Genomic DNA, 25,664 nt, shown 5'->3' on the forward strand with positions numbered 1-25,664 from the left:
GAAGCTCGACGACCTCGCGCTGATGGAAGCGCTCAAGACGCCCGCGTTCTACGTGGGCGCACTGGGCTCGCGGCGCAACAACGCGGCGCGTCGCGAACGGCTCAAGGAGTTCGATCTGAGCGAAGCGGAACTCGCGCGGCTGCACGGGCCGGTGGGCATTTACATCGGCAGCCGCACGCCGCCTGAGATCGCGGTGTCGATTCTCGCGGAAGTCACGGCGGCGAAAAACGGCGTGTCGCTGCCGACCATTCTCCAGGTGGAGGGCGCGAAGGCCGCGCGCGAACAGGCGGCGGGAGCGGGATCGACATGCGATGTGTGAAGACGCTTCGCCGCAGCTTTCACGCGTGAGGCGAGCGCCCGTCGTGGTCGGCCCCGCGCTTGCGTTCCCGCTCGCGCTCGCGCCTGCGCTCCCCTCTTAACATCGACGCGCGCAGCGACCTGAGCATGCGCGTCCATCCCGAAGGACGCGGGTCCGCCAGCATGCTCAGCGCGCGTGCATAGTCGAGCGTGAGCCCCGGCGTCCACGCCATCGTCTGGCCGCGTTTGCGCACCTGCGCCGCCACCCACAGTTCCGGCGTCGTGAGCATGCGCGCGAACGCGAGCCAGCCGTGGCCCCACACACGCGGCGTCGCGCCTTCCAGCGCCGCCTCCAGCGCGTGCGAAACCGTGCTCGAGCAATTGCGATGCGTGAGGTTATAGGTCGTGTCCTCGCGATAACGCTGCCAGAAGCTTTCGAGCCGAAGCGGATCGTAGTTGCGGATGCGCACCTGACGCGTGGAAGGACACCACGCCTGCGACTCCGTCACGTAGTCGGGCTGGAAGTGGCCCGGCACGTCGTTCTCGCGCGTCGCGCGCAGCGTGCGCGTGAATTCGTTGGGAGAACGATCGATTTCCACGGCCGGATAAAGGCTGATGTACACGCGCTCCGGCGATTCGAGCGCCGCGTGACCCGTGGAAATCACGCCGTCGCGATCGACGGCGGCAATATAGCGGTCGATGAGCGGCTGGCGCCGCGCCTCGGCTCTCGAACTGCCCACTGGCGTCCATACGTGCACCGTGAGCGCGCGCTCGTGCGGCGCGGGAGGCCCGTCGAACACGGTTTGCGCGAGCGCGGACGCATGGCCTTTGGCCGAGTTCGCCGCGCCCGCCGCGCTCGCCGCGAGCGCAGCCGCGCCGCCCTGCGCCGCCGCCGGGTTCACGGTGAGCCGGCGCGCTCGCAAGGCGAGCAGCAGCAGGTTCCAGCCCGCGAACATCAAAATGAGTCCGAGGCAGTACGGAACCGTGCCTTTGTAGTGCGTGGGATAAGGCTGGTAGAAAAAAATGGCGATGGCGATCTGCAGCGCGCCGCCCGCCACCGCGAGATGCCACGTGCGATAGCGCACGACCCAGGCCGAGGCGATCTGCAGCAGGCCGTCAGCGAGAAAGAGCGTGGCGAACACCATCGAAAGAATGAACGACGCGTGCCGGTAGCCCGAAAGCACGAGCACCGCCGTCATGCAAAACCCGACACCCTTCACATAGCGCAACGTGCGCTGGCCGCCCATGCCGGTCCATGCCACCGCGAGCGTGGCGAGACCTTCGATCAGCAGCAGCCACGCAAACGGCGCGATAGGGAAATACAGCACGCCGTCCAGCGCGTCGATGAATAGCGCCGCGCCCACGAGCGCGCTCGCCACGCCGGCGGCCATCACGCCGCGCCAGCGCTCGCGCAGATACTCCACACCCAGCAGGATCATCATGATCCGCACCATCGCCCGTCTCCGGCAACCGCGTACGAAACGCATCGTACTGCGGCGCGCCGAGGCTTTGCCCTGAACGTGCGCGGCGGATATCGCTGCGAGCGGGCCAGCAGGCGCGCGCCCAAAAAAACGCGGGCCGCGACTCGCGTCGGCGGCCCGCAGCACGGGTTTGCGATGGGCGGCTCGCGCCGCCTCGCCTCACTTCAACGTCGAGGCGTCAGCTAAACAGCTTCAGCGCCTGCGCGAGCGTGTTGGTCACGCCCCACGCGAGCGGCACCAGCACGTAGAGCCAGAAGACCGCCATCAGCGCCTTGTTCGACGATTTCTGGGCTGCTTGATCAGACATTGCGCGTTCCTCCTTATTTACCGGCGGCGAGTTGCGTCTCGCTCATGTGGTGCTTCGCGTCCACGCGGCGCACGAGCAGATTGCAGATGAAACCGATCACGAGCAGCGAAGCCATGATGTGCACGGTCATCGTGTAGGCGTCGGCCTTCGCCACGCCGTGCGCGACCTGATAGGCGCGCACGTAGTTCACGAGCACGGGGCCCGCCACGCCAGCCGCGGCCCATGCGGTCAGGAGACGGCCGTGAATGCCGCCGACGAACGCCGTGCCGAACATGTCCGCGAGATACGCGGGCACGGTCGCGAAGCCGCCGCCGTACATCGAAAGGATCAGGCAGAACGCGAGCACGAACAGCACGATGTTGCCGCTCTGCGCGAACTGCGGCACCGCGTAGTACAGGAGCGCGCCGAACACGAAGAAGATGAAGTACGTGTTCTTGCGGCCCACCCAGTCGGAAGCCGAAGCCCACACGAAGCGGCCGCCCATGTTGAAGAGCGACAGCAGGCCGACGAAACCGGCTGCGGCGCCCGCAGTCACGGTGTCCTTGAAGCTTTCCTGGATCATCACCGAGGCCTGGCTCAGCACGCCGATGCCCGCCGTCACGTTGAGGAACAGCACGAGCCAGATCAGGTAGAACTGCGGCGTCTTGAGCGCCTGGTCGATGTGCACGTGCTGGTTCGACACGAGCTTCTTCGCCACGACCGGCGGCGTCCAGCCCGCGGGCTTCCAGTCGGGAGCCGGCACGCGGATCGCGATGGCGCCGATCGTCATCGAGATGAAGTACGCCACGCCGAGCACCACGAAGGTTTGCGCGACGCCCACGCTCGTGTCGCTCGCGAAATGCTTCATCAGCATGACGGAGAGCGGCGCGGCGATCATCGCGCCGCCGCCGAAGCCCATGATCGCGAGGCCCGTTGCCATGCCGCGGCGGTCCGGGAACCAGCGGATCAGCGTCGAAACCGGCGACACGTAGCCGAGGCCGAGCCCGATGCCGCCAATCACGCCGTAGCCGAGATAGAGCAGCACGATCTGATGCAGATACACGCCGAGCGCGGAAACGAGGAAACCGCCGCCGAAGCAGCACGCGGCGGTAAACATCGTGCGGCGCGGCCCCACGCGTTCGAGCCACTTGCCGCCGAACGCGGCGGAAAGCCCGAGAAACACGATGGCCAGCGAGAAAATCCAGCCCAGCGTGGTGAGCGACCAGTCATCTGGCGCGGACTGCGTCACGCCGATCACCTTCGTGAGCGGCGCGTTGAACACGGAAAACGCGTAGGCCTGGCCGATGCACAGGTGCACGGCCAGCGCGGCGGGTGGCACCATCCAGCGCGAAAAGCCCGGTGGGGCGACGGTCGCCTCTTTGGAAAAGAAAGGTGCGCTTTGCGCACCGCGCGTCGAATCTGCAACGCTGCTCATGGGATCTCCCGAATCGACCAGAGGTTGAGAGCGTCGGGGAAAACGCTCGCTCTGGTCCCATCCAAAATGGCTGTTGGTAGGCGTGGTCTGACGTGTTCTTTTATGCGTAAACGCAAAGAACACTTATTTGCCGCTTGACGGCTGCACGAACCTTAGACCCCAGACGCCACCTTGGCAATATGATGTAAACATACATATGCCCTTCAGCGGCCCGCGCGCCGCCATTCCCGGTCGATTGTTGCGTGCGCAGCAAAGCGGTGGCGACGCCCCATATCGGCACGAAAAACGGCCCGAGCGGAGGTTCGTTGCGCAGGCCCGCATTTAGACTCAATGCTCCATACAGGGCCTGCCGCGGGCGGTGTGCGGCCCATCCGCTTGACAAGCGGAGAGCATGACTTTTAAGTGGCAGAAGTAGCGCCCATCCGCGACCCGACACCAGCCGAGCCCCCCATGCGCCCCGCCTTCACTCTTTGCCTAGCCGTGCTCGGCCCCGTCACGGGGACCTTCGCCGCCGACCTGCGCCCGGGCGTGGCGCAACTCACGCCGGTGCCTCTCGAAGCGAGCGCGCTCAACCCGGCGGGCAACGCCGCGCAAGCGCCCTACACCAACGAATCGGAAACGCAGACCTTCACCGTCAATGCGGACGGCTCGTACACCAAGCTCGATTCGCTCACGCTGCGCGTGAACACCGAGGCCGGCATCGCGCGCGCGGGGCAGTATTACGTGTGGTTCAACCGTGAGATGGCCCACGTGGACATACTGGAAGCGTGGACCGAAGACGCCCATGGCGGGCGTCACGACGTGCGCCCCGAGCAGATTCGCGACGTGCAGGAAGTGCGCTCGTTCGACGCCCCGATGTTCCAGGACGTGCAGGACAAGGTGATCGTATTCCCGGCCGTGGAGCCGGGCGCGCGCGTGCATCTCACGTGGCGCAAGATCCAGCGTGTGCCGCTCGTGCCCGGCTGGTTCAGCGACTTCACGCCGCCCGACCTCGCGCCCACGCACAACTTCCGCGTGATCTACGACCTGCCCGCGAAAGTGCCGCTCTATGCCGACGCGCGCGGCTTCACCGTACTGCCGCCCGCCACGTTGAACGGCCGCACGCGCTACGAATACCGTTACGACAAGTCGAATTTCCAGCGCCTCGAATACGGCTCGGTGGCCTATGTGAGCTACGGCGACCGGCTGATGGTGTCCACCTTTCCCGATTACGCGGCCTTCGCGAAGGTCTATCGCGAGGCCGCCGAGGACCCGAGCGCGCGCGATGCGGCCATCGTGCGTCTCGCGCAGACGCTCACGGCGCGCGACGACACGCCGCGCGCCAAGGCGCAAACGCTCTACGACTGGGTGCGCCGCAACATCCGCTACGTGGCGATGAACATCGGACGCGGCGAGATCGTGCCGCACCGCGCCACCGACGTGCTCGCGAACCGCTACGGCGACTGCAAGGACCACGTCGCGCTCTACGGCGCGCTGCTCGACGCCGTGGGCATTCGCAGCACGCCCGCGCTCGTGAACAGCGGCACGGTTTACACGCTGCCGGGCGTGCCCGGCTTCGGCGTGATCAATCACGTCATCACCTGGCTGCCCGATCTGCAGATGTTCGCCGACTCCACGGCGAGCAACATCGAATTCGGCTATCTGCCCTCGACGGACATGGACCGCGAGGCCGTGCTCGCCGGCGACGGCACGCAGGTCCGCACGCCCGCCACGGCCACGACCACGCGCGAGAGCGATCTCGACATCACGGTTGCGCCCGACGGCTCGGCGCGCTTCATCTACCGCTTGCAGGCCGAGGGCTGGTCGGCCGAACAGACGCGCAGCGCGCTGCGTCTCCAGACGCCCGCGCAGCGCGAGGAGTCGCTGCAATGGGAACTGCGCAACGCGAACCTGCGCGGCAACGCCACGCTCGCCTCCAGTCCGCTCGACGCCACGGCGGGCCCGCTCGTGCTCACGCTAACGGGCACGTTCGACGGCTTCGTCGATCCCGAAATGACGACGCCGGTGCCCACGCTCACGAGCTTCGTCGGCGGGCTCGACGCGAATCTGCGCTACTGGCTCGGCGAATCGCGGCGCACGCAGCCCTTCGTATGCCGCAACGTGGTCGTGACCGAGCGCACGCGCATCGTGCTGCCGCCGGGCATGCGCGTGCTCGACGTGCCCATGGCGCAGCACGCCGGCAACCGTTTCGTGGATTTCAGTTCGCAGTACGCGCTCGACACGCAGGCGAACGTGCTGCGCGTCACGCGTACGGGTCAAACGCATTTCGCGAGCGACGTGTGCAGCGCCGACGATTTCGCACAGATGCGCCCCGCGTTCGAGACGATGGCGCGCGACCTGCGCGCGCAATTGATCGTCAAGCCGCCGGTGCAGGGCGCGTTGGCGGGTAGTCCGGCAAACGCGCAGTGAACCCGCGCGCGCCGTTCACACCGGCCAGAGCGGCCCTTCCTGCATCGCGCCGATCTGCTCGCGTAGTTCGAGAATGCGCTCTTCCCAGTAGCGCTGCGTGTTGAACCACGGGAAGGCCGCGGGAAACGCGGGGTCGTGCCAGCGGCGCGCGAGCCACGCCGAATAGTGGATGAGGCGCAGCGTGCGCAGCGCTTCGACGAGATGCAGCTCGCGCGGTTCGAATTCGCAGAAGTCCTCGTAACCGGCGAGCAGATCCGCCATCGCACGCGAGGCGCCCGCGCGATCGCCCGGCAGCAGCAGCCATAAATCCTGGATAGCGGGACCCATGCGGCTGTCGTCGAAGTCGACGAAATGCGGGCCCGCATCGGTCCAGAGCACGTTGCTCGGATGGCAGTCGCCGTGCAGGCGCAGCGAACGCACGTCGCCCGCGCGCTCGAATGCCGCCTCCACGCCTTCGAGCGCAAGCGTCACGGCGGCCTGCCACGCCGCGCGCACGTCGGGCGGCACGAAGCCATGTTCGAGCAGATACGCGCGCGGCTCGTAGCCATAGGTCTGGATGTCGAGCGCCGGGCGCGCGCGATAGGGCTCGGTTGCGCCCACCGCATGAATGCGTCCGATGAAGCGGCCCAGCCATTCGAGCGTGTCGCTGCGGTCGAGATCGGGCGCGCGGCCGCCGCGGCGCTCGAAAAGCGAAAAGCGAAAACCGTCGAACTCGTGCAGCGTGCGTCCTTCGAAGGAGAGCACGGGCACGGCCGGAATCTCGCGCGCGGCGAGTTCGGCGACGAAGGTGTGTTCTTCGAGGATGGCCTCGTCGCTCCAGCGCGCGGGGCGATAGAACTTGGCGATGAGCGGCGGCCCGTCTTCCACGCCCACCTGGTACACGCGATTCTCGTAGCTGTTGAGCGCGAGCATGCGGCCGTCCGTGCGGCGGTTGGCGGGGATCAGCACGCCATCGACGGCGTCGAGCACGCACTCGGGCGTGAGGCGCGCGTAGGGCGCGGCTTGCTGCTCGCCGGGATCGCCGGGGCCGGAAAGCTGGCCGCGCATGGGAGAAGGATCGTCGTTCATATCCGCAATTGTGCCTCTTGCGGAGACGGCCTGCGAGCCCGCGGTGCGCGCGACGGACACGACAACGCAAATGCGCCGCGCACAACCGTGCGACGAGACGCGGCGCGCCTCGTCAGCGTATCGAAGCGCCCCGGCTCAGTGGAGCTGCGCGCCGGCCGGCATGACGTGCTCGCCCGTATCGATCAGATCTTCGAGAAAAAAGGGCTCGGTGTTGAGTTGCGCCGACGAGCCAGGCTCCCCGGCATACCAGGTGACCATCGCCATGTCGCCGAGAATGCGCATCACGATGCCGCGCGCGCCCTGTGGCACGGCGATATGAACGGAACGGACGATAGAACCGATTTGCATGATGTTTCCCCGTTACCTCGCTACCTTCGCCGGCTTCCTCGAGGGAAGACCGGTCGGCATGCTGACCAAAAAACCGATGCGCACCGACGGTTGCGCGCGCATCCAAACCCGCCCCGGAAGACCCGCTTTTTTCCGCGCGCTCAAGCACGGCCGGACCGAGGCTTCCCCATTGTTGCCTGTTTGAGCGCGTGAGCAAAGCGAAAAAATAGGGGGGAGTATCAACAGCGTCCCGCTTTGGTTCGCCGCTTGTTCGCTGCTTTTGTTCGCGCTTTTGTTCGTACTGTTCGCGCAACTTACGAAAGGCTGACTGTAACAGATGGTAAACCCCATTCTCCGCGCCATTGCCAGGGCAGTCCCTGAAAAAGTACGCTGATGCATGGTGACTGGCGCTATAGTCCTGTCCGATCCGTGCGGCCATAGACGCCCGGCGCGGCACAGGCGAAGCCCTCAGGCGCGCCGCCACGATACCGATAACCTGAACGCTCGCCACCGCGGCCGGACCAGCCGCGCGAGCCACACTCCGCCACCAGCGAAGGAACCCGCCGTTCCATGTGGATCGTTCGACTCGCGCTCAAGCGCCCGTACACGTTCGTCGTGCTCGCGTTGCTGCTCTTGATCGTCGGGCCGCTGACGATCCTGCGCACGCCCACGGACATCTTCCCGAACATCGACATCCCGGTGCTTTCGGTGATCTGGACCTACACGGGTCTGCCCGCCGACGAGATGGAAAAGCGCATCGTGCTCAACTACGAGCGCGGGCTTTCCGTGGCGGTGAACGATATCGAGCACACCGAATCGACGTCGCTCAACGGCATTGCGGTCGTGAAGATCTTCTTCCAGCCGCACGCCAATATCCAGGAAGCGCTCGCCGAAGTCACGGCGCTTTCGCAGGCGCAGTTGCGCTCGCTGCCGCCCGGCATCCAGCCGCCGTTCATCCTGCGCTACAACGCCTCGACGGTGCCGATCCTGCGCCTGTCGCTCTCCTCGCCGCAGCTTACCGAACAGGAGCTGTTCGACTACGGCAACAACTTCCTGAAGACGCAGCTCGCGACCGTGCCAGGCGCTTCCGCGCCGCTGCCCTATGGCGGCAAGCAGCGGCAGATCATGGTCGACATCAACCAGCGCGCGCTGCAGCAGCACAACCTTTCGCCCATGGACGTGGTGAACGCGATCAGCGCGCAGAACCTCATCCTCCCTTCGGGCACGGCAAAAATAGGCGCGACCGAATATTCGGTGACGATGAACGCGAGCCCCGACAGTCTCGCGGGCCTGAACGACATTCCCGTGAAAACCACGGACAGCGGCACGATCTACATCCGCGACGTGGCGCACGTGCGGGACGGCTACGTGCCGCAAACCAACATCGTGCGCGTGGACGGCCAGCGCGCCTCGCTCCTCACCATCAACAAAAGCGGCAATACGTCCACGCTCGAAATCGTCGATCGCATCAAGGGGATGATGCCCACGCTGCGCAATCTCGTGCCGCCCTCGCTCAATATCGATCCCGTCGCTGACCAGTCGCTGTTCGTGCGCGCCTCCGTGCAGGGCGTGCTGCGCGAAGCGCTCATCGCGGCGGCGCTCACGGCGCTCATGATCCTGCTGTTCCTCGGCAACTGGCGCGCCACGCTCATCATCGCGATCTCCATTCCGCTTTCGATGATCACCTCGGTCATCGTGCTCGCGGCGCTCGGCGAAACCATCAACATCATGACGCTGGGCGGCCTCGCGCTCGCGGTGGGCATTCTCGTTGACGACGCAACGGTCGCCATCGAGAACATCAGCCAGCAACTGGAACAAGGCAAGACGCTGGAGCGGGCGATTCTCGACGGCGCGCACCAGATCGCCATTCCCACGCTCGTTTCCACGCTCTCCATCTGCATTGTGTTCGTGCCGATGTTCCTGCTCACGGGGGTGGCGCATTACCTCTTCATCCCGCTCGCGGAAGCCGTGGTGTTCGCGATGCTCGCGTCGTACTTCTTCTCGCGTACGCTCGTGCCCACGCTCGCGAAGTATCTGATGCGCCATCATCACAAGCCCGGCGATCCGCATCACGCGCGCGGCGCGACGCGCAATCCGTTCATGCGCGCGCACCTCGCGTTCGAGCGCGGATTCGACGGGCTGCGCGAGCGATATCGCACATTTCTTGCGGCGCGCGTGAGGCATCCCGTGTGGTTCGTCGTGGCGTTTCTCGCGTGCTGCGGCGCGTCGCTGCTTTTGATGCCGTTCCTCGGGCGCGACTTCTTTCCGCAAGTCGATGCGGGCACCATCGCGCTGCACGTGCGCGCGAAAACCGGTATGCGCGTGGAAGAAACCGCCGTGCTCGTCGATCGCATCGACAAGCGCGTGCGCACGCTGATTCCCCAGCGCGAGCTGCATTCGATCATCGACAACATCGGCCTGCCGGTCTCGGGCATCAACCTGTCGTACAGCAACACGGGCACCATCGGCACGTCCGACGCCGACGTGCTGATCTCGCTGAACGAGGATCATCATGCCACCGCCGGTTACGTGCGCCAGTTGCGCCGCACGCTCAACGACGAGTTCCCCGGCGTGCAGTTCGCCTTCCTGCCCGCCGATATCGTGAGCCAGACGCTGAACTTCGGCATGCCCTCGCCCATCGACGTGCAGATCGTGGGCCGCGACGGGGCCGGCAACCGCGCCTTCGCGGCGAAACTGCTCGCGCGTCTGCGCGGCGTGCCCGGTTTCGCCGACGCGCGCATCCAGCAGCCCGCGGACCTGCCGCGCATCTTCATCGACGTGGACCGCACGCGCGCGCAGCAGGCAGGCTTCACGCAAAAGGACGTGGCGAGCGATCTGCTCATCACACTTTCGGGCAGCCAGCAGACCACGCCCACGTTCTGGCTCAATCCGATCAACGGCGTGAGCTACAACGTGGTGACCGAGGCGCCGCAATACACGATCGACTCACTCCAGTCGCTCGCCAACATTCCGCTCACCGCGAACGGCCGCAGCAATATTCTCGGCTCGCTCGCGAGCATGCAGCGCATGTCGGGCAACGCGGTGGTCACGCACTACAACGCGCAAACAACCATCGACATTTACGGCACCGCCGACGGCCGCGACCTCGGCGCCGTGTCCGACGACATTGCGAAGATCATCGACCAGACGCGCGGCGAACTGCCGAAAGCTTCGAGCATCAATGTGCGCGGCCAGGTGCAGACGATGAACGATTCGTTCTCCGGATTGTTCGGCGGCCTGATCTTCGCGATCGTGCTCGTGTATCTCCTGATCGTCGTGAATTTCCAGTCGTGGCTCGATCCCTTCATCATCATCACGGCGCTGCCGGGCGCGCTCGCGGGCATTGTCTGGATGCTGTTCCTCACGCACACCACGCTTTCCATTCCCGCGCTCACGGGCGCGATCATGTGTATCGGCATTGCGACGGCGAACTCCATTCTCGTCATCAGCTTCGCGCGCGAACAGTTGAGCCTGCACGGCGACGCGGCGCGCGCCGCGATCGAGGCGGGCTACACGCGATTTCGCCCCGTGCTCATGACGGCGCTCGCCATGGTGATCGGCATGGTGCCGATGGCGATCGGTCTGGGCGAAGGCGGCGAGCAGAACGCGCCGCTCGGGCGCGCCGTGATCGGCGGCCTCGCGGTGGGCACGCTCGCCACGTTGATCTTCGTACCCGTGGTGTTCTCGCTCATCTACCGCAAGCTCAGCGAGCGCCGCCAGCGCGCCAGCGAAAACGTGGTGCCCAAATCATGAATACCCTGTGATGACGACTCATTCGCAAACGCCTTCGCCGCAAGACCCGCCGCCGCATAAAGCGCGGCGCTGGCCCGTCGTGCTCGCCGCGCTCATCGTGCTCGGGCTCGCGGCGCAGGGCATCTGGTCGCGCCACAACGCGCACGCGGCGCTCGAACGCGACGCGAAAACCGCGAGCACGCTTTCCGTGCAAGTGGTCACGCCGCAGCGCTCGGCGCGCGCGCTCGACCTCGTGCTGCCCGGCAACGTGCAGGCGTTTCTCGACACGCCGATCTACGCGCGCACGAACGGCTATCTGCGCAAGTGGTACTTCGATATCGGCGCGCACGTGAAGGCGGGCCAGTTGCTCGCCGAGATCGACGCGCCCGAAGTGGACGACCAGTTGCGCGCCGCGCGCGCCGATCTCGCCAACGCCGAAGCGAACTACGCGCTCGCGAAAACCACCGCCGAGCGCTGGACGCAGATGCTGCAAACGCACTCGGTGGCGAAACAGGACGCCGACGAAAAAGTCGGCGACATGCTCGCGAAAAAGGCCACGCTCGATTCGGCGCGCTTCAACGTCTCGCGGCTTTCGCAACTGCAGTCGTACGAACGCGTGACGGCGCCCTTCGACGGCATCGTGACCGCGCGCAACGTGGACGTAGGCGCGCTCATCGACGCCGGCGGCACCTCGCAAAAGGAGTTGTTCCATCTCGCGCAGGCCGACCGTCTGCGCGTGTACGCGAACGTGCCGCAGGCTTACGCGCAGCAGATACGCGTACAGCAGCACGCGTATCTCACGCTCAACGAGGACCAGGGCAAGCGCTTTCCGGGCATCGTCGCGCGCACGGCGGGCGCGGTGGATGCGCAGCAACGCACGATGCTCGTGGAAGTCGATGTGGACAACCGCAACGGCGAGTTGCTGCCCGGCGCCTACGCGCAGGTGCATTTCGCGCTGAACGGCTCGGCCACGCCGATGACGCTGCCCGGCAACGTCTTCCTGTTCCGACCGGACGGCGTGAAAGTGGCGACCGTCGATGCGCAAAACCGCGTGAAGCTCGTGAAGGTCACGCTCGGCACCGACTTCGGCACGCGCGTGGCGGTGGCGGCGGGACTCACGGGCGACGAACGCGTGATCGTCAATCCGCAGGACGCAATCGTCGACGGTACGCCGGTGCGCATCGTTCAGCCGCGCGGCGAGCACGAGGCGGGTTCGGCGCACGGCGCGGGTGGCGCGGGTGGCGCGGTTGGCAATGAGCAAACGCAGGGCGAATGATGAAGCACGCACGTATTCGAATTCTGGCCTGTGCCACGCTCGCCGCGCTTTCGGCGCTCGGCGGCTGCACGCTCGGCCCCGACTACGTGCGCCCGGACATGCCCGCGCCCGCGACGTTCAAGGAACTCGAAGGCACGGGCTGGACGATCGCGCAGCCCGCCGACAACGCGCCGCGCGGCGCGTGGTGGACGATCTACGAGGACCCCACGCTCGACGCACTCGAAACACAGGTAGAAAGCGCGAACCAGAACGTGCAGGCCGCGCAGGCGCACTTCCGCGCGGCGCGCGCGAACGTCGCGCAGCAGCGCTCGAGCTTTTTCCCGCTCGTGACGGCGAGCGGCGACTTTTCACGCTACCGCACGTCGCAGAACGTGCTGTACACGTCGAAGGCCGGCCAGACGATCAACGACTACTCCGTGGGCATCGACGCCACATGGGAGCCCGACATCTGGGGCCGCGTCGCGCGCAGCGTCGAGGCCGCCCGCGCGAGTGCGCAGGCAAGCGCCGCCGACATGCAGGGCGTGCTGCTCTCGATGCAGGCCGAACTCGCCACCGATTACTTCGAACTACGTGGCATCGACCGCGAACGGCAATTGCTCGACGACACGATCAAGGCCTACCGCGAATCGCTCGAACTCACGCAGAACCGCTACGCGGGCGGCATCGCCACCGACGCCGACGTGGGCCAGGCGCAAACGCAGTTGCAGACCACCGAGGCGCAGGCGCTCGATCTCGGCGTACAGCGCGCGCAGCTCGAACACGCCATCGCGATTCTCATCGGGCAGTCGCCTTCCACGTTCGCGCTCGCGGCCACGCCTAAGGCGACCTACGCCGTGCGCGCGGTCGCGAGCCCGCCGGGCGTGCCATCGACGCTGCTCGAACGGCGCCCCGACATTGCCGCCGCCGAACGGCGCGTAGCCGCCGCGAACGCGCAGGTGGGCGTAGCCACGGCGGCATTCTTCCCGAGCCTGATGCTCGCGGTCACAGGCGGCCTGGAAGCGACCAACTTCAGCCAGTGGCTCGTCGCGCCCGCGCGCTTCTGGTCGCTCGGACCGACGCTCGCGGGCACGCTGCTCGACTTCGGCGGCCGCGAGGCGGTGCGCAACGAAGCGCGCGCCCAATACGACGAGAACGTCGCGCAGTATCGCCAGACCGTGCTCGATGCCTTCGGCGACGTCGAAGACAACCTCGCGGCGCTGCGCATCCTGGAACAGGAAGCGGCGGCCCAGGACCGCGCCGTGGATGCGGCGCAGCGCACGCTCGTCACCATCAACAATCGCTATCTGAGCGGCGCGATCACGTATCTCGACGTGGTCGTCGCGCAAACCACGGCGCTCACCAACGAACGCCAGGCCGTGGCGATCTCGCGCCGGCGCATGGCGGCGAGCGTGGCGCTCGTAAAGGCATTGGGCGGCGGCTGGAGCGCGGCGGACTTGCCGGGCGATGCGGCGCTCTCCCACCCCGACGACGCGCCCAAAGCGCAACCCGCCAGCGCCGCGCAAGACGCGGCGCGCTCGCCGGGCTAAATGGACAAGCGCGGCGGAACGCACGGAACAAACGCGGCGAGCGCCGCCTCTCCTGCGGCGCTCGCCGACGCTGATTGCCCAACAGGCGTATCGTTGCGCCTTTGCAATCTCCGCGCTTTGCGTGGGACAGGAGATCCAGTCGTGACCGCATCACCGGGCGCCTCGCGCAATGCCGCGCCCTCCGCCGTTCCGTACATCGAACGCGGCACTCCCGAATTCTGGCGCGCGAGCCTCGCGCTTCTGTTCGCCGGCTACGCCACCTTTTCGCTTCTCTATTGCGTGCAGCCCCTTCTGCCCGCGTTCTCCGAAACCTTCGGCGTGAGCCCCGCGCAAAGCAGCCTCTCGCTCTCGTTCACCACGGCGGCGCTCGCCGTCGCGATTTTCGTCGCGGGCTTCGTCTCCGAAGGCTGGAGCCGGCGCGGCATGATGACCGCGTCGCTGTGCGCCTCGTCGCTGCTCACGCTCGCCACCGCCTTCGTGCCACACTGGCAGACGTTGCTCGTACTGCGCACGCTCCAGGGCATCGCGCTCGGCGGCGTGCCCGCCGTGGCCATGGCCTGGCTCGCCGAGGAAATGCACCCGGACGGCCTTGGCCTTTCGATGGGTCTCTACGTGGGCGGCACGGCCATCGGCGGCATGGCGGGGCGCGTGATCACGGGCATCGTCACCGACCTGTTCGGCTGGCGCGTGGCGATCGCGGTAATCGGCGTGCTCGGGCTCGCCTCGATGTTCGCGTTCCGCTCGCTGCTGCCGCCCTCGCGCCACTTCGCGCCGAAGAGCGGCCTCGCCTTCTCGCATCACCGCGCGGCGCTGCTGCGCCATTTCGCGCGGCCCGGCCTGCCCATGCTGTTCGTCACGGGTTTCGTGCTGATGGGCAGCTTCGTCACGCTCTACAACTACATTGGCTACCGGCTGATCGCGCCGCCTTATCGCATGAGCCAGGCGGCGATCGGCGCGATCTTCCTCGTCTACCTCACCGGCGTGGTCGCCTCGCCGTGGTCGGGCCGCATGGCCGACGCCTTCGGGCGCGGCCGTGTGCTGATCGCCAGTCTCGCGCTCATGCTCGCGGGCGTCTTGCTCACGCTGTTCGCGCCGCTCGCGGCGATTGCGGCGGGTATCGCCTGCCTGACCATCGGCTTTTTCGCGGGGCACGCCGTGGCGAGCGGCTGGATTGGCCGCCTCGCGCGCGAAGCGAAGGGCCAGGCCGCCGCGCTTTATCTGCTGGCCTATTACCTCGGCTCCAGCGTGATGGGTTCGATCGGCGGGCACTTCTGGACGGCGGCGGGCTGGAGCGGCGTGGCCGGGCTCGTGATCGTGCTGCTGGTCGTGGGGCTCGCGCTGGCGCTCAAGCTGCGCGCACGCGAGCGCGCCGGCGCGGCCTAACGCCCGGCCTCGCAGCGGCACGCGATATGCGTGGGAACATCCTTGTGTACTGTGCGCCGGCCTGAATCGAAAGGCGTCCGTAATACTCAGACGACTGGCGATTTGCCGCGTGCGCGCATCGCGCCGCAACGGCAGGCCGCGTCCGGCGGGCTTTTGCGACGCGGCGTGAGTTTCACGGAAGGCCGAATGACGCACGCGCGTACCGCTGCGCCCTTCGCCCTCACCTATACTCGATTCAGGCCCGGGGCCGCAGCGTCATGCCATTGGCATGACGACAAGAATCACATCCATTGCGAGCCCTCGTCGCCAATACGATAAGGAGACGAGCATGGAAGGTTATTTCACGATCGGCGATTTCGTGATGATCATCCCGATGGCCCTCGCTGGCGCACTCTTTCTCGGCGCCGTGCCGTGCGCAACGGAATTCCGGCACAACACGCTGCGCGTGATCGGCGCGGTGATCGGCGCGCTTGCGGCCGTGGCGCTCGTCGAGACGCTGCCCGCGCTGATGTAGCGGGGCGTTGTAGCGGGCCGTTCGCACGGATTCATAAGCGTGGTGCGTGCGGCATCGTCGCGGTGCCACGCGTCATCGGCACGCGCCGCCGACGCGGCGCGTGCTCATAAAAAAACCGCCTCTCACGCGAGGCGGTTCTTCGTGCCGGCAAGCGCGCGGATTAGCTTAGATGTGCTGATCGGTCGACGGCTTTTCCCAAAGATTCACGCCGCCTTCGGTCGCATAGCGGTCGATCTCCGCGAGTTCCTCCTTCGAAAACTCCAGGTTCTTGAGCGCCGCGACGTTCTCGCGCACCTGCTCCGCGCGGCTCGCGCCGATCAGCGCCGACGTCACGCGGCCGCCGCGCAGCGTCCAGGCAATCGCCATCTGCGCGAGGCTCTGGCCGCGGCGCAGCGCGAGGTCGTTGAGCTTGCGCACGTGCTCGATGTTCTGCGCGCTCAAATGCTCGCTCTTGAGCGAGCCGCCGCCCGGGCGGTTCACGCGCGCGTCTTCGGGCACGCCGTTCAGATATTTGTTCGTGAGCACGCCCTGCGCGAGCGGCGTGAACGCGATGCTGCCCGTGCCCAGGTCTTCGAGCGTGTCGAGCAGTTCTTCCTCGACCCAGCGGTTGAGCATGTTGTACGACGGCTGGTGAATGAGCAGCGGCACCTTGTACTCGGCGAGCAGCCTGGCCATTTCGCGCGTCTTGGCTGGCGAATACGACGAGATGCCGACATACAGCGCCTTGCCCTGCTGCACCGCCGTGGCCAGCGCGCCCGCGGTTTCCTCGAGCGGCGTTTCCACGTCGAAGCGGTGCGAATAGAAGATGTCGACGTAGTCGAGGCCCATGCGCTGCAGGCTCTGGTCGAGGCTCGCGAGCACGTACTTGCGCGAGCCGCCGCCCTGGCCGTACGGGCCCGGCCACATGTCCCAACCGGCCTTCGACGAGATCAGCAGTTCGTCGCGATACGGGCGGAAATCGTCCTTGAAAAGGCGGCCGAAGTTGGTTTCGGCGCTGCCGTACGGCGGCCCGTAATTGTTGGCGAGGTCGAAGTGCGTGATGCCGAGATCGAAGGCGGTGCGCAGGATATCGCGCTGGGTCGAGATCGGCGTGGTGTCGCCGAAGTTGTGCCACAGACCGAGCGAGAGCGCGGGCAGTTTCAGCCCCGACTTGCCGCAAAAGCGGTACTGCATGTCCGAATAACGTTCGGAGGCTGCTTCGTAAGCCATGTCTGAATCCTCGGCGAAAAAGGGCTGTGGGCGGCTAATGGGCGAAGGGACGGACGCAGACGCGCCGATTGCCCATTCGTGATTGCCCATTCGTGTGAGGCAGCTATGTTAGCCAATCCGCCCAAGCCGTGCAGATGCCCACTATGCGGGAAAGGTGATGGACGATGCGTGAGCGCGCCCGCCAGGCAGCCCAAAAAACCGCACCCTGGACGCGCTGCGGCCGCTCGCCTACACTGCGGCGTCCATCCTTTGCGAGAGGTCGTTCATGATCAAAGCGATTTCGATCGCGCTCATCGCCTGCGGCGTCGTGCTGTTGTACTTCGGCGGCCAGTCGCTCCATTCGTTTGCGAACGACATGTCGCGTCTCTTTACCGGCGCGCCCACCAACCGCACGATTCTCCTGATTGGCGGCGGCATCGCCGCGACGCTCGCGGGCATCACAGGGCTCGCGATGTCGGGACGCCGGCGCTAGGCAAAAGCCTGGCCGCGCAGGTTCACAGCTTCACCTCGGGCTTCGAGGCCGAGCGGGTGCCCGGCAACGGCACGTTGCTCGCGCCGTGATACGTGTACACGAGCGAAAACTTCACCTGATCGCTCTGGTTCTGCCCCGCCGAATGCAGCGTGTTGCAGTGGAAAAACACGACGTCGCCCGCGGCGAGCGTCGGGGCGACCGCGAGGTCGATCCACGCCTTGTTCTCGGGCAGATCGGCGCGGAAGAATTTCGCGGCGTCGAACTTTTCCGTGGTGAACGGCGCGTCGTGCGAGCCCGGCACGAGCCACAGGCCGCCGTTTTCCCTCGTCTCCGGCCCGAGCGCGAGCCAGACCGAAACAAGGTCGTCGCGCTCGAACGACCAGTAGCGCGAATCGCGATGCCAGCCCGTGAGACTGCCGTAGTGCGGATGCTTCGTCATCATGCAGTTGTGATGCGCGCGCGAGAGGACAGGCTCCTCGCCGAAATACAGTTCCATCCAGCCCGCGATTTCCGGCGACGTCGCCCACTCGCGATACAGCGCGTGGCGCGAGTAGGCGTCGAGCAGGCGGCGCACCGTATGGCCGCCTGGTGCTTCCTTCGATGGGGGCGCGCCGGGGTAGCGCAAATCGGCCTCGAATTCGAGCGGCGCGGCAGCCGCCAGCAACTGCTCCTGCGCCACCCGCTTGATGGCCTCGCAGCGCTCGGGCGAGACGAGCCCCCGCACGACCACGAAGCCGCGTTCGCGCAGCGCCTGCACCTGTTCTTTCTTTGACTGGACTGACATGGGACTTCCGTTATGCGATCTTGCCGACTCATCGATTGTAAAGCGTGCGGGCGCGGCGGGAAGGACCACGCGCTCACCCGCGATGGCTCCATGCACGGCGTGATCGAGCCGCACGCCAATGGCGCGCCCGCACCGCGATGAGGACAAAGGGCGCGATCGTATGCATCAAAGACGCGCAGGGCCGGGTATTAACGGACTTTCTGCGGTCATGATTCGCGTGTAGCCTGTTGCGCATGTTGTTTTACTTCGCCGAATTCTCCCCGCACCGACGAATCGCCGCGAACGCCTTGCCACACAAGGCGCTCCAACAGAAGAATCCGTCGCGTCGCAACCTGTGCCGCGCCTCGCGGCCCGTCTCCTGTCCGCCTGCATCGTGACACCGTGCAAAACAGGCACGTTTGCTGCACGGCTCGGCGCGAAGCACCGCGCAAGGCGCACCCCGAAACCGATTGCTCAATCGCCATGCATACCCTCGTCGATACTCAACGCATGACCCACGCTGCCCGCACGGCCCTGAAAGCGGCACGCCCTGCCCGCCGTCACCTGGTGCGCGCCTTGCGCCACCACGCCGCCCGCACCCGCGCGCTCGCGCAACAGGTGCGCGAGACGAAGCCCGTCGACAGCATGCGCACCTGGTTCCACTCGTTCTTCGCCGTGCTGCGCATGCGCTCGGGCTCGCGTCACTTCTCGCTGCGCACGCTGCTCTATCGGCCTAACGCGCCGCTGCGCACGCTCGCCGCGCCCGCCACGGTCCACGTGGCGCGCAGCACGCGCAAGCCGCGCCGCATGGGCGCGAGCAGCGCGGGCTGGTTCGGATTCGCGATGCGCTAGGCGTCGCGCGACCGGCGCCACGCCAAAGGCCGCCGAAGTCCGGCATAAAAAAACCCCGCACGGGCTCGCGCCCTGCGGGGTATTTCTTCGCGCCAGTCAGACACCGAGGCGCGATGCCAGCTCGCGAATACTTACGCGACGGCTGCGCTCACCGGCTCCGTGCCGGCGGCTTCGGCCAGTGCGAGCGCCTTGTCGGTAGCTTCCCACGAGAATTCCGGCTCTTCGCGGCCGAAGTGGCCGTAAGCGGCGGTCTTTTCGTAGATCGGGCGCAGCAGGTCGAGCATCTGGATGATGCCCTTCGGACGCAGGTCGAAGTGTTCGCGCACGAGCTTCGTGATGGTCGCGTCCGACACCTTGCCGGTGCCGAACGTGTTGACCATGACCGAAGTCGGCTCGGCCACGCCGATCGCGTACGAAACCTGGATCAGGCAGCGCGACGCGAGGCCCGCGGCCACGATGTTCTTCGCGACGTAACGGCCCGCGTAGGCAGCCGAGCGGTCCACCTTCGACGGGTCCTTGCCCGAGAACGCGCCGCCGCCGTGCGGGGCTGCGCCGCCGTACGTATCGACGATGATCTTGCGGCCCGTGAGACCGCAATCGCCTTGCGGGCCGCCGATCACGAAACGACCGGTCGGGTTCACGAGGAACTTGATGTCGCCCTTGATGAGGTCGGCCGGCAGCACCGGCTTGATGACTTCCTCGATCACGGCTTCGCGCAGCGTGGCCAGATCGATGTCCGGCGAGTGCTGCGTGGAGAGCACGACCGTGTCGATGGCGTGCGGCTTGCCGTCGACATAACGCACCGTGACCTGCGACTTCGCGTCAGGACGCAGCCAGGGCAGACGGCCATCGCGGCGCAGGTTCGACTGGCGCTCGACCAGACGATGCGAAAGGTGGATCGGCAGCGGCATCAGTTCGGGCGTTTCGTCGCACGCATAGCCGAACATCAGACCCTGGTCGCCGGCGCCTTGATCGAGGTTGTTGTCGTGCGCGCGGTCCACGCCCTGGGCGATGTCCGGCGACTGCTTGTCGTACGCGACGAGCACCGCGCAGCCGCGGTAGTCGATGCCGTAGTCGGTGTTGTCGTAGCCGATGCGCTTGATCGTGTCGCGCGCGACCTGGATGTAATCGACGTTGGCCGTGGTGGTGATTTCACCGGCGAGCACGACGAGACCCGTGTTGCACAGCGTTTCCGCTGCAACGCGCGAGTACTTGTCCTGCGTGAGGATGGCGTCGAGGATGGCGTCCGAGATCTGATCCGCGACTTTGTCCGGATGGCCTTCGGAGACGGATTCGGAGGTGAAGAAATAGTCGTTTGCCACGTGTCAGGCTCCTTGTAGCTGGTGACGGTTGAGTTCACGTAGCCAGCTTCGGGAGCTTTGAAGCGGCGACGCTTTAGCGGAATTGCTGCCCGGTTGCCGTGGATCACATGTGGTCCACACCCTTCCGGCTTCGCCCCGCAAGTTGTCTATTAACTCGGCGAAGCCCTTATTATAGCGACTTCCTTAAATTGTCGCAGAGTGCCCCCGCGTGCCGTCCGTCGCCTTCCCCACAGTTCGCAAGCCTTGCCGCGGAGTTGCCGCATGCTAGGCAAACTCGGCTCCCGTTTCGCCATCGGCTTGCTCAAGCTGTTCGCGATCATGCCCTATGGCTTCGTCGCGCGTCTGGGCGACGGCCTCGGCTGGCTGCTCTACAAGATCCCGAGCCGCCGCAAGCGCGTGGTTCATACGAACTTGCGCCTGTGCTTTCCCGAGTGGAGCGAAGAAAAGCGCGAGGAAGTCGCGGGGGAGCATTTCCGTCACGCCATTCGCAGCTACCTGGAGCGCAGCGTGCAATGGTTCGCCTCGGCGGAAAAGCTCGAAAAAATCGTCGAACTGGACAGCGAGATCGATCTCACCGATCCGAACCTGCCGCCTACGCTCTTCCTCGGCCTGCATTTCGTGGGCATCGAGGCGGGCTCCATGTTCCTCAATTATTCGCTGCACCGGCCTTGCGGCTCGCTCTACCAGCCGTTTTCGAACCCCGAATTCGAGGCCGCGGCGAAGGCGGGACGCAGCCGTTTCGGCGCGGAAATGGTAAGCCGCGCGGACAGCGCGCGCGCCGTGCTGCGCTGGCTGCGCGATAAAAAGCCCGTAATGCTCGGCGCCGATATGGACTACGGCATGCGCAATTCCACGTTCGTGCCCTTCTTCGGCGTGCCGGCGTGCACGCTTACCGCCGTCGGCCGTCTGGCGAAAGTGGGTCATGCGCAGGTCGTGCCGTTCATCGGCGAGGTGTTGCCCAATTACAAGGGTTATCGGCTGAAGGTGTTCAAACCTTGGGAAAATTATCCGACCGGCGACGACGACCTCGACGCGCGCCGCATGAACGCTTTTCTCGAAGAACAGATTCCGCGCATTCCCGAGCAGTACTACTGGGTCCACAAGCGCTTCAAGACGCGGCCGCCGGGTGAGCCGAGCGTCTACAGTTGAGCGCTGCGCACACGATCGAGGCCCGGGTTTTCGCCCGGGCCTCGCTTACAATGACGGCATGAAACTCAAATTCACCAAGATGCACGGCGCGGGCAACGACTTCGTCGTGCTCGACGGCTACAGCCAGGACCTCGCGCTCACGCCCGAGCGCGTGCGCGCGCTCGCCGACCGCCACTTCGGCATCGGCGCGGACCAGTTGCTGATCGTTGAGAAGCCGACCGTGGATGGCGTGGACTTCCGTTATCGCATCTTCAATTGCGATGGCGGCGAGGTCGAGCACTGCGGCAATGGCGCGCGCTGCTTCGTGAAATTCGTGCGCGACCGCAAGCTCACCGATTCGAACCGCGTGCGCGTGCAGGTGCAGAAGGGCACGATCACGCTCGTCGTGCAGGAAAACGGTGAAGTCGTCGTCGACATGGACCGCCCCGAGTTCGAACCCGCGCGCGTGCCCTTCGACGCGAACGGTCTGGAAGGCCGCCGCGAAGGCAACGACACGCTTTGGCCGCTCGACCTCAGTGGCGAAATGCGTGGCGCCCGGCGCTGGGTCTCGGTCGTCTCGATGGGCAATCCGCACGCGGTGCAGGTCGTCGAAGACGTCGAAGCGTACCCGGTGAAAGCGGAAGGCCCGCTCATCGAAACGCACGCGCGCTTCCCGAACAAGGTGAACGCCGGCTTCATGCAGATCGTCTCGCGCCGCGAAGTGAAGCTGCGCGTATTCGAGCGCGGCGCGGGCGAAACGCTCGCGTGCGGCACCGGCGCGTGCGCGGCCGTTGCGGCGGGCATTCGCCGCGGCCTGCTCGACACGCCCGTGAAGGTGCATACCCACGGCGGCGTGCTGACCATTGCCTGGGACGGCGCGCGCGACGAATCCGCCGCGCTCACCATGGCGGGCCCGGCCACTACGGTGTTCGAAGGCGAGATCGAACTGGCCGACTAGCGCTCGCGCCTTTAGCCTTGCGACGAGAGAGCGTCGCACCGCACCCGAACGCAAAAGCGCTCAACCGCATGACAGACCGCGCGCCGACGTGCGCGCCTCACAACTACAACGCGTCCACAACATGAACGATCGCGAAGTTGCCGACTATCTGCTAGCCCACCCCGATTTTTTCGTTGAGCACGCCGAACTGCTCGCGACGATCAAGCTGGGCAATCCGCACGGCAAGGCCGCCGTCTCCCTGCAGGAGCGGCAGATGGAAATGCTGCGCGAGAAGAACAAGCATCTCGAACGGCGTCTCTCGGAGCTGCTGCGCTACGGCCACGAGAACGATTCCATCGCCGCGAAGTTCAACCGCTGGACCACGCGCATGATCGCCGAGCGCGATCCGTACGCCCTGCCGCGCTCGATCACGCAAAATCTGCGCGACGTGTTCGACATGCCGCAAGCGGCGCTGCGCGTGTGGGACGTGGCCGAAGGCTACGGGCAGGCCGATTTCGCGCGCCATACCGGCGAGGAAGTGCGCATCTTCGCGAATAGTCTCGACACGCCGTACTGCGGCGCGAACACCGGCTTCGAGGCCGCGCAGTGGCTCGACCCGGCCGACGGCGCCGCCGAATCGGTCGCGATCATCGCGCTGCGCGTGCCCGCCGTGGCCTCGAACGACGCGCCCGGAGGCGACGCCTTCGGCCTGCTGGTGATGGGTTCGCCCGACCCGCGCCGCTTCCACGAAGGCATGGCCACCGACTTTCTCACGCAGATCGGCGCACTCGCGAGCGCGGCGCTCTCGCGCCTGCTGCCGCACTGACGCCGCCCAGGCCGCGCACCGTGAACCCGACCGATCCGATCGCCGACTACCTCGCGATGCTCGAACACGAGCGGCGGCTCTCGGAGCACACGCTGCGCGGCTACACGCATGAACTCGACGAGCTGAAGAAGCTCGCGGGCGGCAAGCCGCTCGAAACCATCACGCCCGCGCAAGTGCGCGGCGCGGTGGCGCGCTCGCATGCGGGCGGCCTCTCGGCGCGCTCCATCGCGCACCGGCTCTCGGCCTGGCGCGCCTTCTACCGCTGGCTCGCGGGCCGTATCGAAATGGATGCGAATCCCGTGGCCGCCGTGCGTGCGCCCAAGCGCGCCAAAACGCTGCCGAAGGCGCTGTCCGTCGACGACGCCGCGCATCTCATGGAAGCGCCCGCCATCGCCGGCGCGCAAGAAGGCGGCCCCGAGGCGTTGCGCGACCGCGCGATGCTCGAGCTGTTCTACTCGTCGGGGCTGCGTCTTGCGGAACTCGTCGGGCTCGACGTGCGCTACGTGAAGCGCGACGGCTACGAATCGGCGGGCTGGCTCAAGCGCGACGCGGCAGAAGTCGAAGTGCTCGGCAAGGGCAACCGCCACCGCATGGTGCCGGTCGGGCGCAAGGCGCTGGACGCGCTCGACGCCTGGCTCGCCGCCCGCGGCGCTTTCGTGAAGCACGACGACGCCCCGCTCTTTCTCTCCGTGCGCGGCAACCGCATGGCGCCGGGCGTGGTGCGCGAGCGCGTGAAGCGCGCCGCCATCGCGGCGGGCATTCCGGCGAACGTCCATCCGCACGTGCTGCGGCACTCGTTCGCCACGCATCTGCTGCAGTCGAGCGGCGACCTGCGCGCGGTGCAGGAACTGCTCGGCCACGCGAGCATCTCGGCCACCCAGGTCTATACGTCGCTCGACTTTCAGCATCTCGCGAAGGTTTACGACACCGCGCATCCGCGCGCGAAGAAGCGCGACTGATACGCCACGGCACGCGCGCAACCTCGCGCGACATACGTGCCGCGACCCATTGAATCCATCATGAATATCGTCACCCTCAAGCCGTCCAAAGAAAAATCCCTGCAGCGCCGCCATCCGTGGGTCTACGCGAATGCGATCGACCGGGTGGAAGGCAAGCCCGCGCCCGGCGCGACCGTCATCGTGCGCGCGGCGGACGGCCGCTTTCTCGCGCGCGCCGCCTACAGCCCGCATTCGCAGATCCGCGCGCGCGTGTGGAGCTTCGACGAGAACGAGCCGATCGACCACGCGTTCTTCAAGCGCCGCGTGCAGCGCGCCGTGGCCGACCGCCGCGCGATGGTGAGCGGCACGGGCGCGGTGCGCCTCATCTTCGGCGAGGCCGACGGCTTGCCGGGACTGATCGTCGATCACTACATCGCGGACGATGGCGAGGGTGCCCAAAGCGGCCGCGGCCAGCTCGTGTGCCAGTTCATGGCGGCGGGCGTCGAGGCATGGAAGGAAGCGATCGTGGCCGCGCTCACCTCGGCGACGGGCTGCCCGAACGTGTACGAGCGCTCGGACGTTTCGATACGCGAGAAGGAAGGGCTCGAACAGATCACCGGCCTGCTCGCCGGCGACGAGCCGCCCGCAACGATCATCACGAGCGAAAACGGCGTGCGCTATCACGTCGACGTGCGCAACGGCCACAAGACCGGCTTTTACGTCGATCAGCGCGACAACCGCGCGCTCGTGCAAACCTGTGCGCGCGAGCGCGAGGTGCTCAACTGCTTCTGCTACACCGGCGGCTTCTCGCTCGCGGCCATGAAGGGCGGCGCGAAGCGCGTGGTGTCGATCGATTCGTCGGGCGAGGCGCTCGCCACGGCGCAGAAGAACGTGGAGGCGAACGGCTTCGACGCGGCGCTCGCCACGTGGCTCGACGCCGATGCGTTCAAGACGCTGCGCCGCCTTTACGACGAAGGCGAGCGCTTCGATCTCATCGTGCTCGATCCGCCCAAATTCGCGGCCTCGCGCGAGCACGTGGACCGCGCCGCGCGCGCCTACAAGGACATCAACCTCACGGGGTTCAAGCTGCTGCGTCCGGGCGGCCTGCTGTTCACGTATTCGTGCTCGGGCGCGATCGATTCGGCGCTGTTCCAGAAGATCGTGGCGGGCGCCGCCGCCGACGCCAGGGTCGATGCGCGCATCCTCAAGCGTCTGGGCGCGGGCGTGGATCATCCGCTGCTCACGGCATTCCCGGAAGGGGAATATCTGAAGGGCCTGCTATTGCAAATCGCCTGAGACGGCCCGATTTGAACCGTTTCGGCGGCGCGGCTCAGCGCCTTCGCGCCCACGCGTTCGCGCCCCGATTCGGCCTCGCGCAGACCGCGCCATGCGGGCGCGGCGCAGATATGCTTCAATAGGAAGTTATGTTGTAACACTCGAAGGCAGCGACAGCACGAAGCGGCGCGCCTGAACGTACCCCTCG

At 66.5% G+C, this 25,664-nt stretch carries 22 protein-coding genes; 14 read left to right on the forward strand and 8 right to left on the reverse strand.

The annotated features are described in order from the left end of the window. Nucleotides 1-319: XdhC family protein (locus tag U5768_RS16560; RefSeq protein ID WP_322031498.1), on the forward strand; the 319-nt coding region annotated here is incomplete at its 5' end. Nucleotides 320-338: 19 nt separating this feature from the next. Here U5768_RS16560 and U5768_RS16565 read toward each other — a convergent pair. The 3 genes from U5768_RS16565 to U5768_RS16575 all read right to left on the reverse strand — a co-directional run bounded on the left by U5768_RS16565 (nucleotide 339) and on the right by U5768_RS16575 (nucleotide 3,499). Next, nucleotides 339-1,751: a DUF308 domain-containing protein gene (locus tag U5768_RS16565; RefSeq protein ID WP_322031499.1), complete on the reverse strand. Its 1,413-nt coding sequence runs from the start codon at nucleotides 1,749-1,751 to the stop codon at nucleotides 339-341. Between the two features lie 205 nt (nucleotides 1,752-1,956). Then, nucleotides 1,957-2,085 (reverse strand): MFS transporter small subunit, encoded by a 129-nt coding sequence (locus U5768_RS16570; RefSeq protein ID WP_322031500.1) that lies wholly within the window; start codon nucleotides 2,083-2,085, stop codon nucleotides 1,957-1,959. A gap of 13 nt (nucleotides 2,086-2,098) precedes the next feature. After that, nucleotides 2,099-3,499, reverse strand: coding sequence for an OFA family MFS transporter (locus U5768_RS16575; protein WP_322031501.1), 1,401 nt, complete (start codon nucleotides 3,497-3,499; stop codon nucleotides 2,099-2,101). Nucleotides 3,500-3,949: 450 nt separating this feature from the next. Here U5768_RS16575 and U5768_RS16580 point away from each other — a divergent pair, with 450 nt between their 5' ends. Further along, nucleotides 3,950-5,908: a DUF3857 and transglutaminase domain-containing protein gene (locus U5768_RS16580; RefSeq protein WP_322031502.1), complete on the forward strand. Its 1,959-nt coding sequence runs from the start codon at nucleotides 3,950-3,952 to the stop codon at nucleotides 5,906-5,908. Between the two features lie 15 nt (nucleotides 5,909-5,923). Here the strand turns inward: U5768_RS16580 and U5768_RS16585 are convergent, their stop codons facing one another. Further along, nucleotides 5,924-6,955 (reverse strand): serine/threonine protein kinase, encoded by a 1,032-nt coding sequence (locus U5768_RS16585; RefSeq protein ID WP_322031766.1) that lies wholly within the window; start codon nucleotides 6,953-6,955, stop codon nucleotides 5,924-5,926. A 156-nt stretch (nucleotides 6,956-7,111) separates the two neighbouring features. After that, the gene (locus U5768_RS16590; RefSeq protein WP_042265489.1) at nucleotides 7,112-7,324 is read right to left on the reverse strand and encodes a hypothetical protein; all 213 of its coding nucleotides are present in this window, start codon (nucleotides 7,322-7,324) and stop codon (nucleotides 7,112-7,114) included. A 549-nt stretch (nucleotides 7,325-7,873) separates the two neighbouring features. Between U5768_RS16590 and U5768_RS16595 the strand changes: the two genes are divergently transcribed. The 5 genes from U5768_RS16595 (at nucleotide 7,874) to U5768_RS16615 (ending at nucleotide 15,734) form a co-directional block, all read left to right on the forward strand. Then, on the forward strand, nucleotides 7,874-11,056 hold the full coding sequence (locus tag U5768_RS16595; RefSeq protein WP_322031503.1) for an efflux RND transporter permease subunit: 3,183 nt from the start codon (nucleotides 7,874-7,876) through the stop codon (nucleotides 11,054-11,056). A gap of 10 nt (nucleotides 11,057-11,066) precedes the next feature. Continuing rightward, nucleotides 11,067-12,311, forward strand: coding sequence for an efflux RND transporter periplasmic adaptor subunit (locus U5768_RS16600; protein ID WP_322031504.1), 1,245 nt, complete (start codon nucleotides 11,067-11,069; stop codon nucleotides 12,309-12,311). After that, nucleotides 12,308-13,837, forward strand: coding sequence for an efflux transporter outer membrane subunit (locus U5768_RS16605; RefSeq protein WP_415913919.1), 1,530 nt, complete (start codon nucleotides 12,308-12,310; stop codon nucleotides 13,835-13,837). The genes U5768_RS16600 and U5768_RS16605 overlap by 4 nt, the downstream gene beginning before the upstream one ends. Before the next feature lie 141 nt (nucleotides 13,838-13,978). After that, nucleotides 13,979-15,220: an MFS transporter gene (locus tag U5768_RS16610; RefSeq protein ID WP_322031505.1), complete on the forward strand. Its 1,242-nt coding sequence runs from the start codon at nucleotides 13,979-13,981 to the stop codon at nucleotides 15,218-15,220. Between the two features lie 328 nt (nucleotides 15,221-15,548). Continuing rightward, entirely contained in the window at nucleotides 15,549-15,734 is a 186-nt protein-coding gene (locus U5768_RS16615) for a hypothetical protein (RefSeq protein WP_322031506.1), read from the forward strand. A 165-nt stretch (nucleotides 15,735-15,899) separates the two neighbouring features. On the opposite strand, the gene mgrA is transcribed toward U5768_RS16615, so the two are convergent. Then, on the reverse strand, nucleotides 15,900-16,943 hold the full coding sequence (mgrA, locus tag U5768_RS16620) for an L-glyceraldehyde 3-phosphate reductase (RefSeq protein WP_322031507.1): 1,044 nt from the start codon (nucleotides 16,941-16,943) through the stop codon (nucleotides 15,900-15,902). Between the two features lie 265 nt (nucleotides 16,944-17,208). Between mgrA and U5768_RS16625 the strand changes: the two genes are divergently transcribed. Next, a complete protein-coding gene (locus tag U5768_RS16625; RefSeq protein ID WP_322031508.1) occupies nucleotides 17,209-17,415 on the forward strand; it encodes a DUF3185 family protein in 207 nt (68 codons plus the stop codon). A 22-nt stretch (nucleotides 17,416-17,437) separates the two neighbouring features. Here the strand turns inward: U5768_RS16625 and U5768_RS16630 are convergent, their stop codons facing one another. Continuing rightward, the gene (locus U5768_RS16630) at nucleotides 17,438-18,199 is read right to left on the reverse strand and encodes a phytanoyl-CoA dioxygenase family protein (protein WP_322031509.1); all 762 of its coding nucleotides are present in this window, start codon (nucleotides 18,197-18,199) and stop codon (nucleotides 17,438-17,440) included. Nucleotides 18,200-18,661: 462 nt separating this feature from the next. On the opposite strand from U5768_RS16630, the gene U5768_RS16635 reads away from it, so the two are divergent. Then, nucleotides 18,662-19,030: a hypothetical protein gene (locus U5768_RS16635; protein WP_322031510.1), complete on the forward strand. Its 369-nt coding sequence runs from the start codon at nucleotides 18,662-18,664 to the stop codon at nucleotides 19,028-19,030. Between the two features lie 131 nt (nucleotides 19,031-19,161). Here the strand turns inward: U5768_RS16635 and metK are convergent, their stop codons facing one another. Then, nucleotides 19,162-20,352, reverse strand: coding sequence for a methionine adenosyltransferase (gene metK / locus U5768_RS16640; protein WP_322031511.1), 1,191 nt, complete (start codon nucleotides 20,350-20,352; stop codon nucleotides 19,162-19,164). Between the two features lie 261 nt (nucleotides 20,353-20,613). Between metK and U5768_RS16645 the strand changes: the two genes are divergently transcribed. The 5 genes from U5768_RS16645 to U5768_RS16665 all read left to right on the forward strand — a co-directional run bounded on the left by U5768_RS16645 (nucleotide 20,614) and on the right by U5768_RS16665 (nucleotide 25,477). After that, entirely contained in the window at nucleotides 20,614-21,501 is an 888-nt protein-coding gene (locus U5768_RS16645) for a lipid A biosynthesis lauroyl acyltransferase (protein ID WP_322031512.1), read from the forward strand. A 58-nt stretch (nucleotides 21,502-21,559) separates the two neighbouring features. Then, nucleotides 21,560-22,438, forward strand: coding sequence for a diaminopimelate epimerase (gene dapF, locus U5768_RS16650; protein ID WP_322031513.1), 879 nt, complete (start codon nucleotides 21,560-21,562; stop codon nucleotides 22,436-22,438). A 121-nt stretch (nucleotides 22,439-22,559) separates the two neighbouring features. After that, nucleotides 22,560-23,243 carry a DUF484 family protein gene (locus tag U5768_RS16655; RefSeq protein WP_322031514.1) on the forward strand — a complete coding sequence of 228 codons (684 nt, stop codon included), beginning with the start codon at nucleotides 22,560-22,562 and terminating at the stop codon, nucleotides 23,241-23,243. A 56-nt stretch (nucleotides 23,244-23,299) separates the two neighbouring features. Next, a complete protein-coding gene (gene xerC / locus U5768_RS16660) occupies nucleotides 23,300-24,202 on the forward strand; it encodes a tyrosine recombinase XerC (RefSeq protein WP_322031768.1) in 903 nt (300 codons plus the stop codon). 60 nt (nucleotides 24,203-24,262) lie between these two features. Then, nucleotides 24,263-25,477: a class I SAM-dependent rRNA methyltransferase gene (locus tag U5768_RS16665; RefSeq protein ID WP_322031515.1), complete on the forward strand. Its 1,215-nt coding sequence runs from the start codon at nucleotides 24,263-24,265 to the stop codon at nucleotides 25,475-25,477. The last annotated feature ends 187 nt before the right edge of the window (nucleotides 25,478-25,664 follow it).

Source organism: Paraburkholderia sp. J76 (assembly GCF_905220295.1).
Taxonomy (GTDB): Bacteria; Pseudomonadota; Gammaproteobacteria; order Burkholderiales; family Burkholderiaceae; genus Paraburkholderia.

What these genes read in the sequence shown, in the direction of transcription:
- U5768_RS16565 (WP_322031499.1), bottom strand. Translation starts at nt 1,751, where the DNA reads ATGGTGCGGATCATGATGATCCTGCTGGGTGTGGAGTATCTGCGCGAG.
- U5768_RS16570 (WP_322031500.1), bottom strand. Translation starts at nt 2,085, where the DNA reads ATGTCTGATCAAGCAGCCCAGAAATCGTCGAACAAGGCGCTGATGGCG.
- U5768_RS16575 (WP_322031501.1), bottom strand. Translation starts at nt 3,499, where the DNA reads ATGAGCAGCGTTGCAGATTCGACGCGCGGTGCGCAAAGCGCACCTTTC.
- U5768_RS16580 (WP_322031502.1), top strand. Translation starts at nt 3,950, where the DNA reads ATGCGCCCCGCCTTCACTCTTTGCCTAGCCGTGCTCGGCCCCGTCACG.
- U5768_RS16585 (WP_322031766.1), bottom strand. Translation starts at nt 6,955, where the DNA reads ATGCGCGGCCAGCTTTCCGGCCCCGGCGATCCCGGCGAGCAGCAAGCC.
- U5768_RS16590 (WP_042265489.1), bottom strand. Translation starts at nt 7,324, where the DNA reads ATGCAAATCGGTTCTATCGTCCGTTCCGTTCATATCGCCGTGCCACAG.
- U5768_RS16595 (WP_322031503.1), top strand. Translation starts at nt 7,874, where the DNA reads ATGTGGATCGTTCGACTCGCGCTCAAGCGCCCGTACACGTTCGTCGTG.
- U5768_RS16600 (WP_322031504.1), top strand. Translation starts at nt 11,067, where the DNA reads ATGACGACTCATTCGCAAACGCCTTCGCCGCAAGACCCGCCGCCGCAT.
- U5768_RS16605 (WP_415913919.1), top strand. Translation starts at nt 12,308, where the DNA reads ATGATGAAGCACGCACGTATTCGAATTCTGGCCTGTGCCACGCTCGCC.
- U5768_RS16615 (WP_322031506.1), top strand. Translation starts at nt 15,549, where the DNA reads ATGGAAGGTTATTTCACGATCGGCGATTTCGTGATGATCATCCCGATG.
- mgrA (WP_322031507.1), bottom strand. Translation starts at nt 16,943, where the DNA reads ATGGCTTACGAAGCAGCCTCCGAACGTTATTCGGACATGCAGTACCGC.
- U5768_RS16625 (WP_322031508.1), top strand. Translation starts at nt 17,209, where the DNA reads ATGATCAAAGCGATTTCGATCGCGCTCATCGCCTGCGGCGTCGTGCTG.
- U5768_RS16630 (WP_322031509.1), bottom strand. Translation starts at nt 18,199, where the DNA reads ATGTCAGTCCAGTCAAAGAAAGAACAGGTGCAGGCGCTGCGCGAACGC.
- U5768_RS16635 (WP_322031510.1), top strand. Translation starts at nt 18,662, where the DNA reads ATGCATACCCTCGTCGATACTCAACGCATGACCCACGCTGCCCGCACG.
- U5768_RS16645 (WP_322031512.1), top strand. Translation starts at nt 20,614, where the DNA reads ATGCTAGGCAAACTCGGCTCCCGTTTCGCCATCGGCTTGCTCAAGCTG.
- dapF (WP_322031513.1), top strand. Translation starts at nt 21,560, where the DNA reads ATGAAACTCAAATTCACCAAGATGCACGGCGCGGGCAACGACTTCGTC.
- U5768_RS16655 (WP_322031514.1), top strand. Translation starts at nt 22,560, where the DNA reads ATGAACGATCGCGAAGTTGCCGACTATCTGCTAGCCCACCCCGATTTT.
- xerC (WP_322031768.1), top strand. Translation starts at nt 23,300, where the DNA reads ATGCTCGAACACGAGCGGCGGCTCTCGGAGCACACGCTGCGCGGCTAC.
- U5768_RS16665 (WP_322031515.1), top strand. Translation starts at nt 24,263, where the DNA reads ATGAATATCGTCACCCTCAAGCCGTCCAAAGAAAAATCCCTGCAGCGC.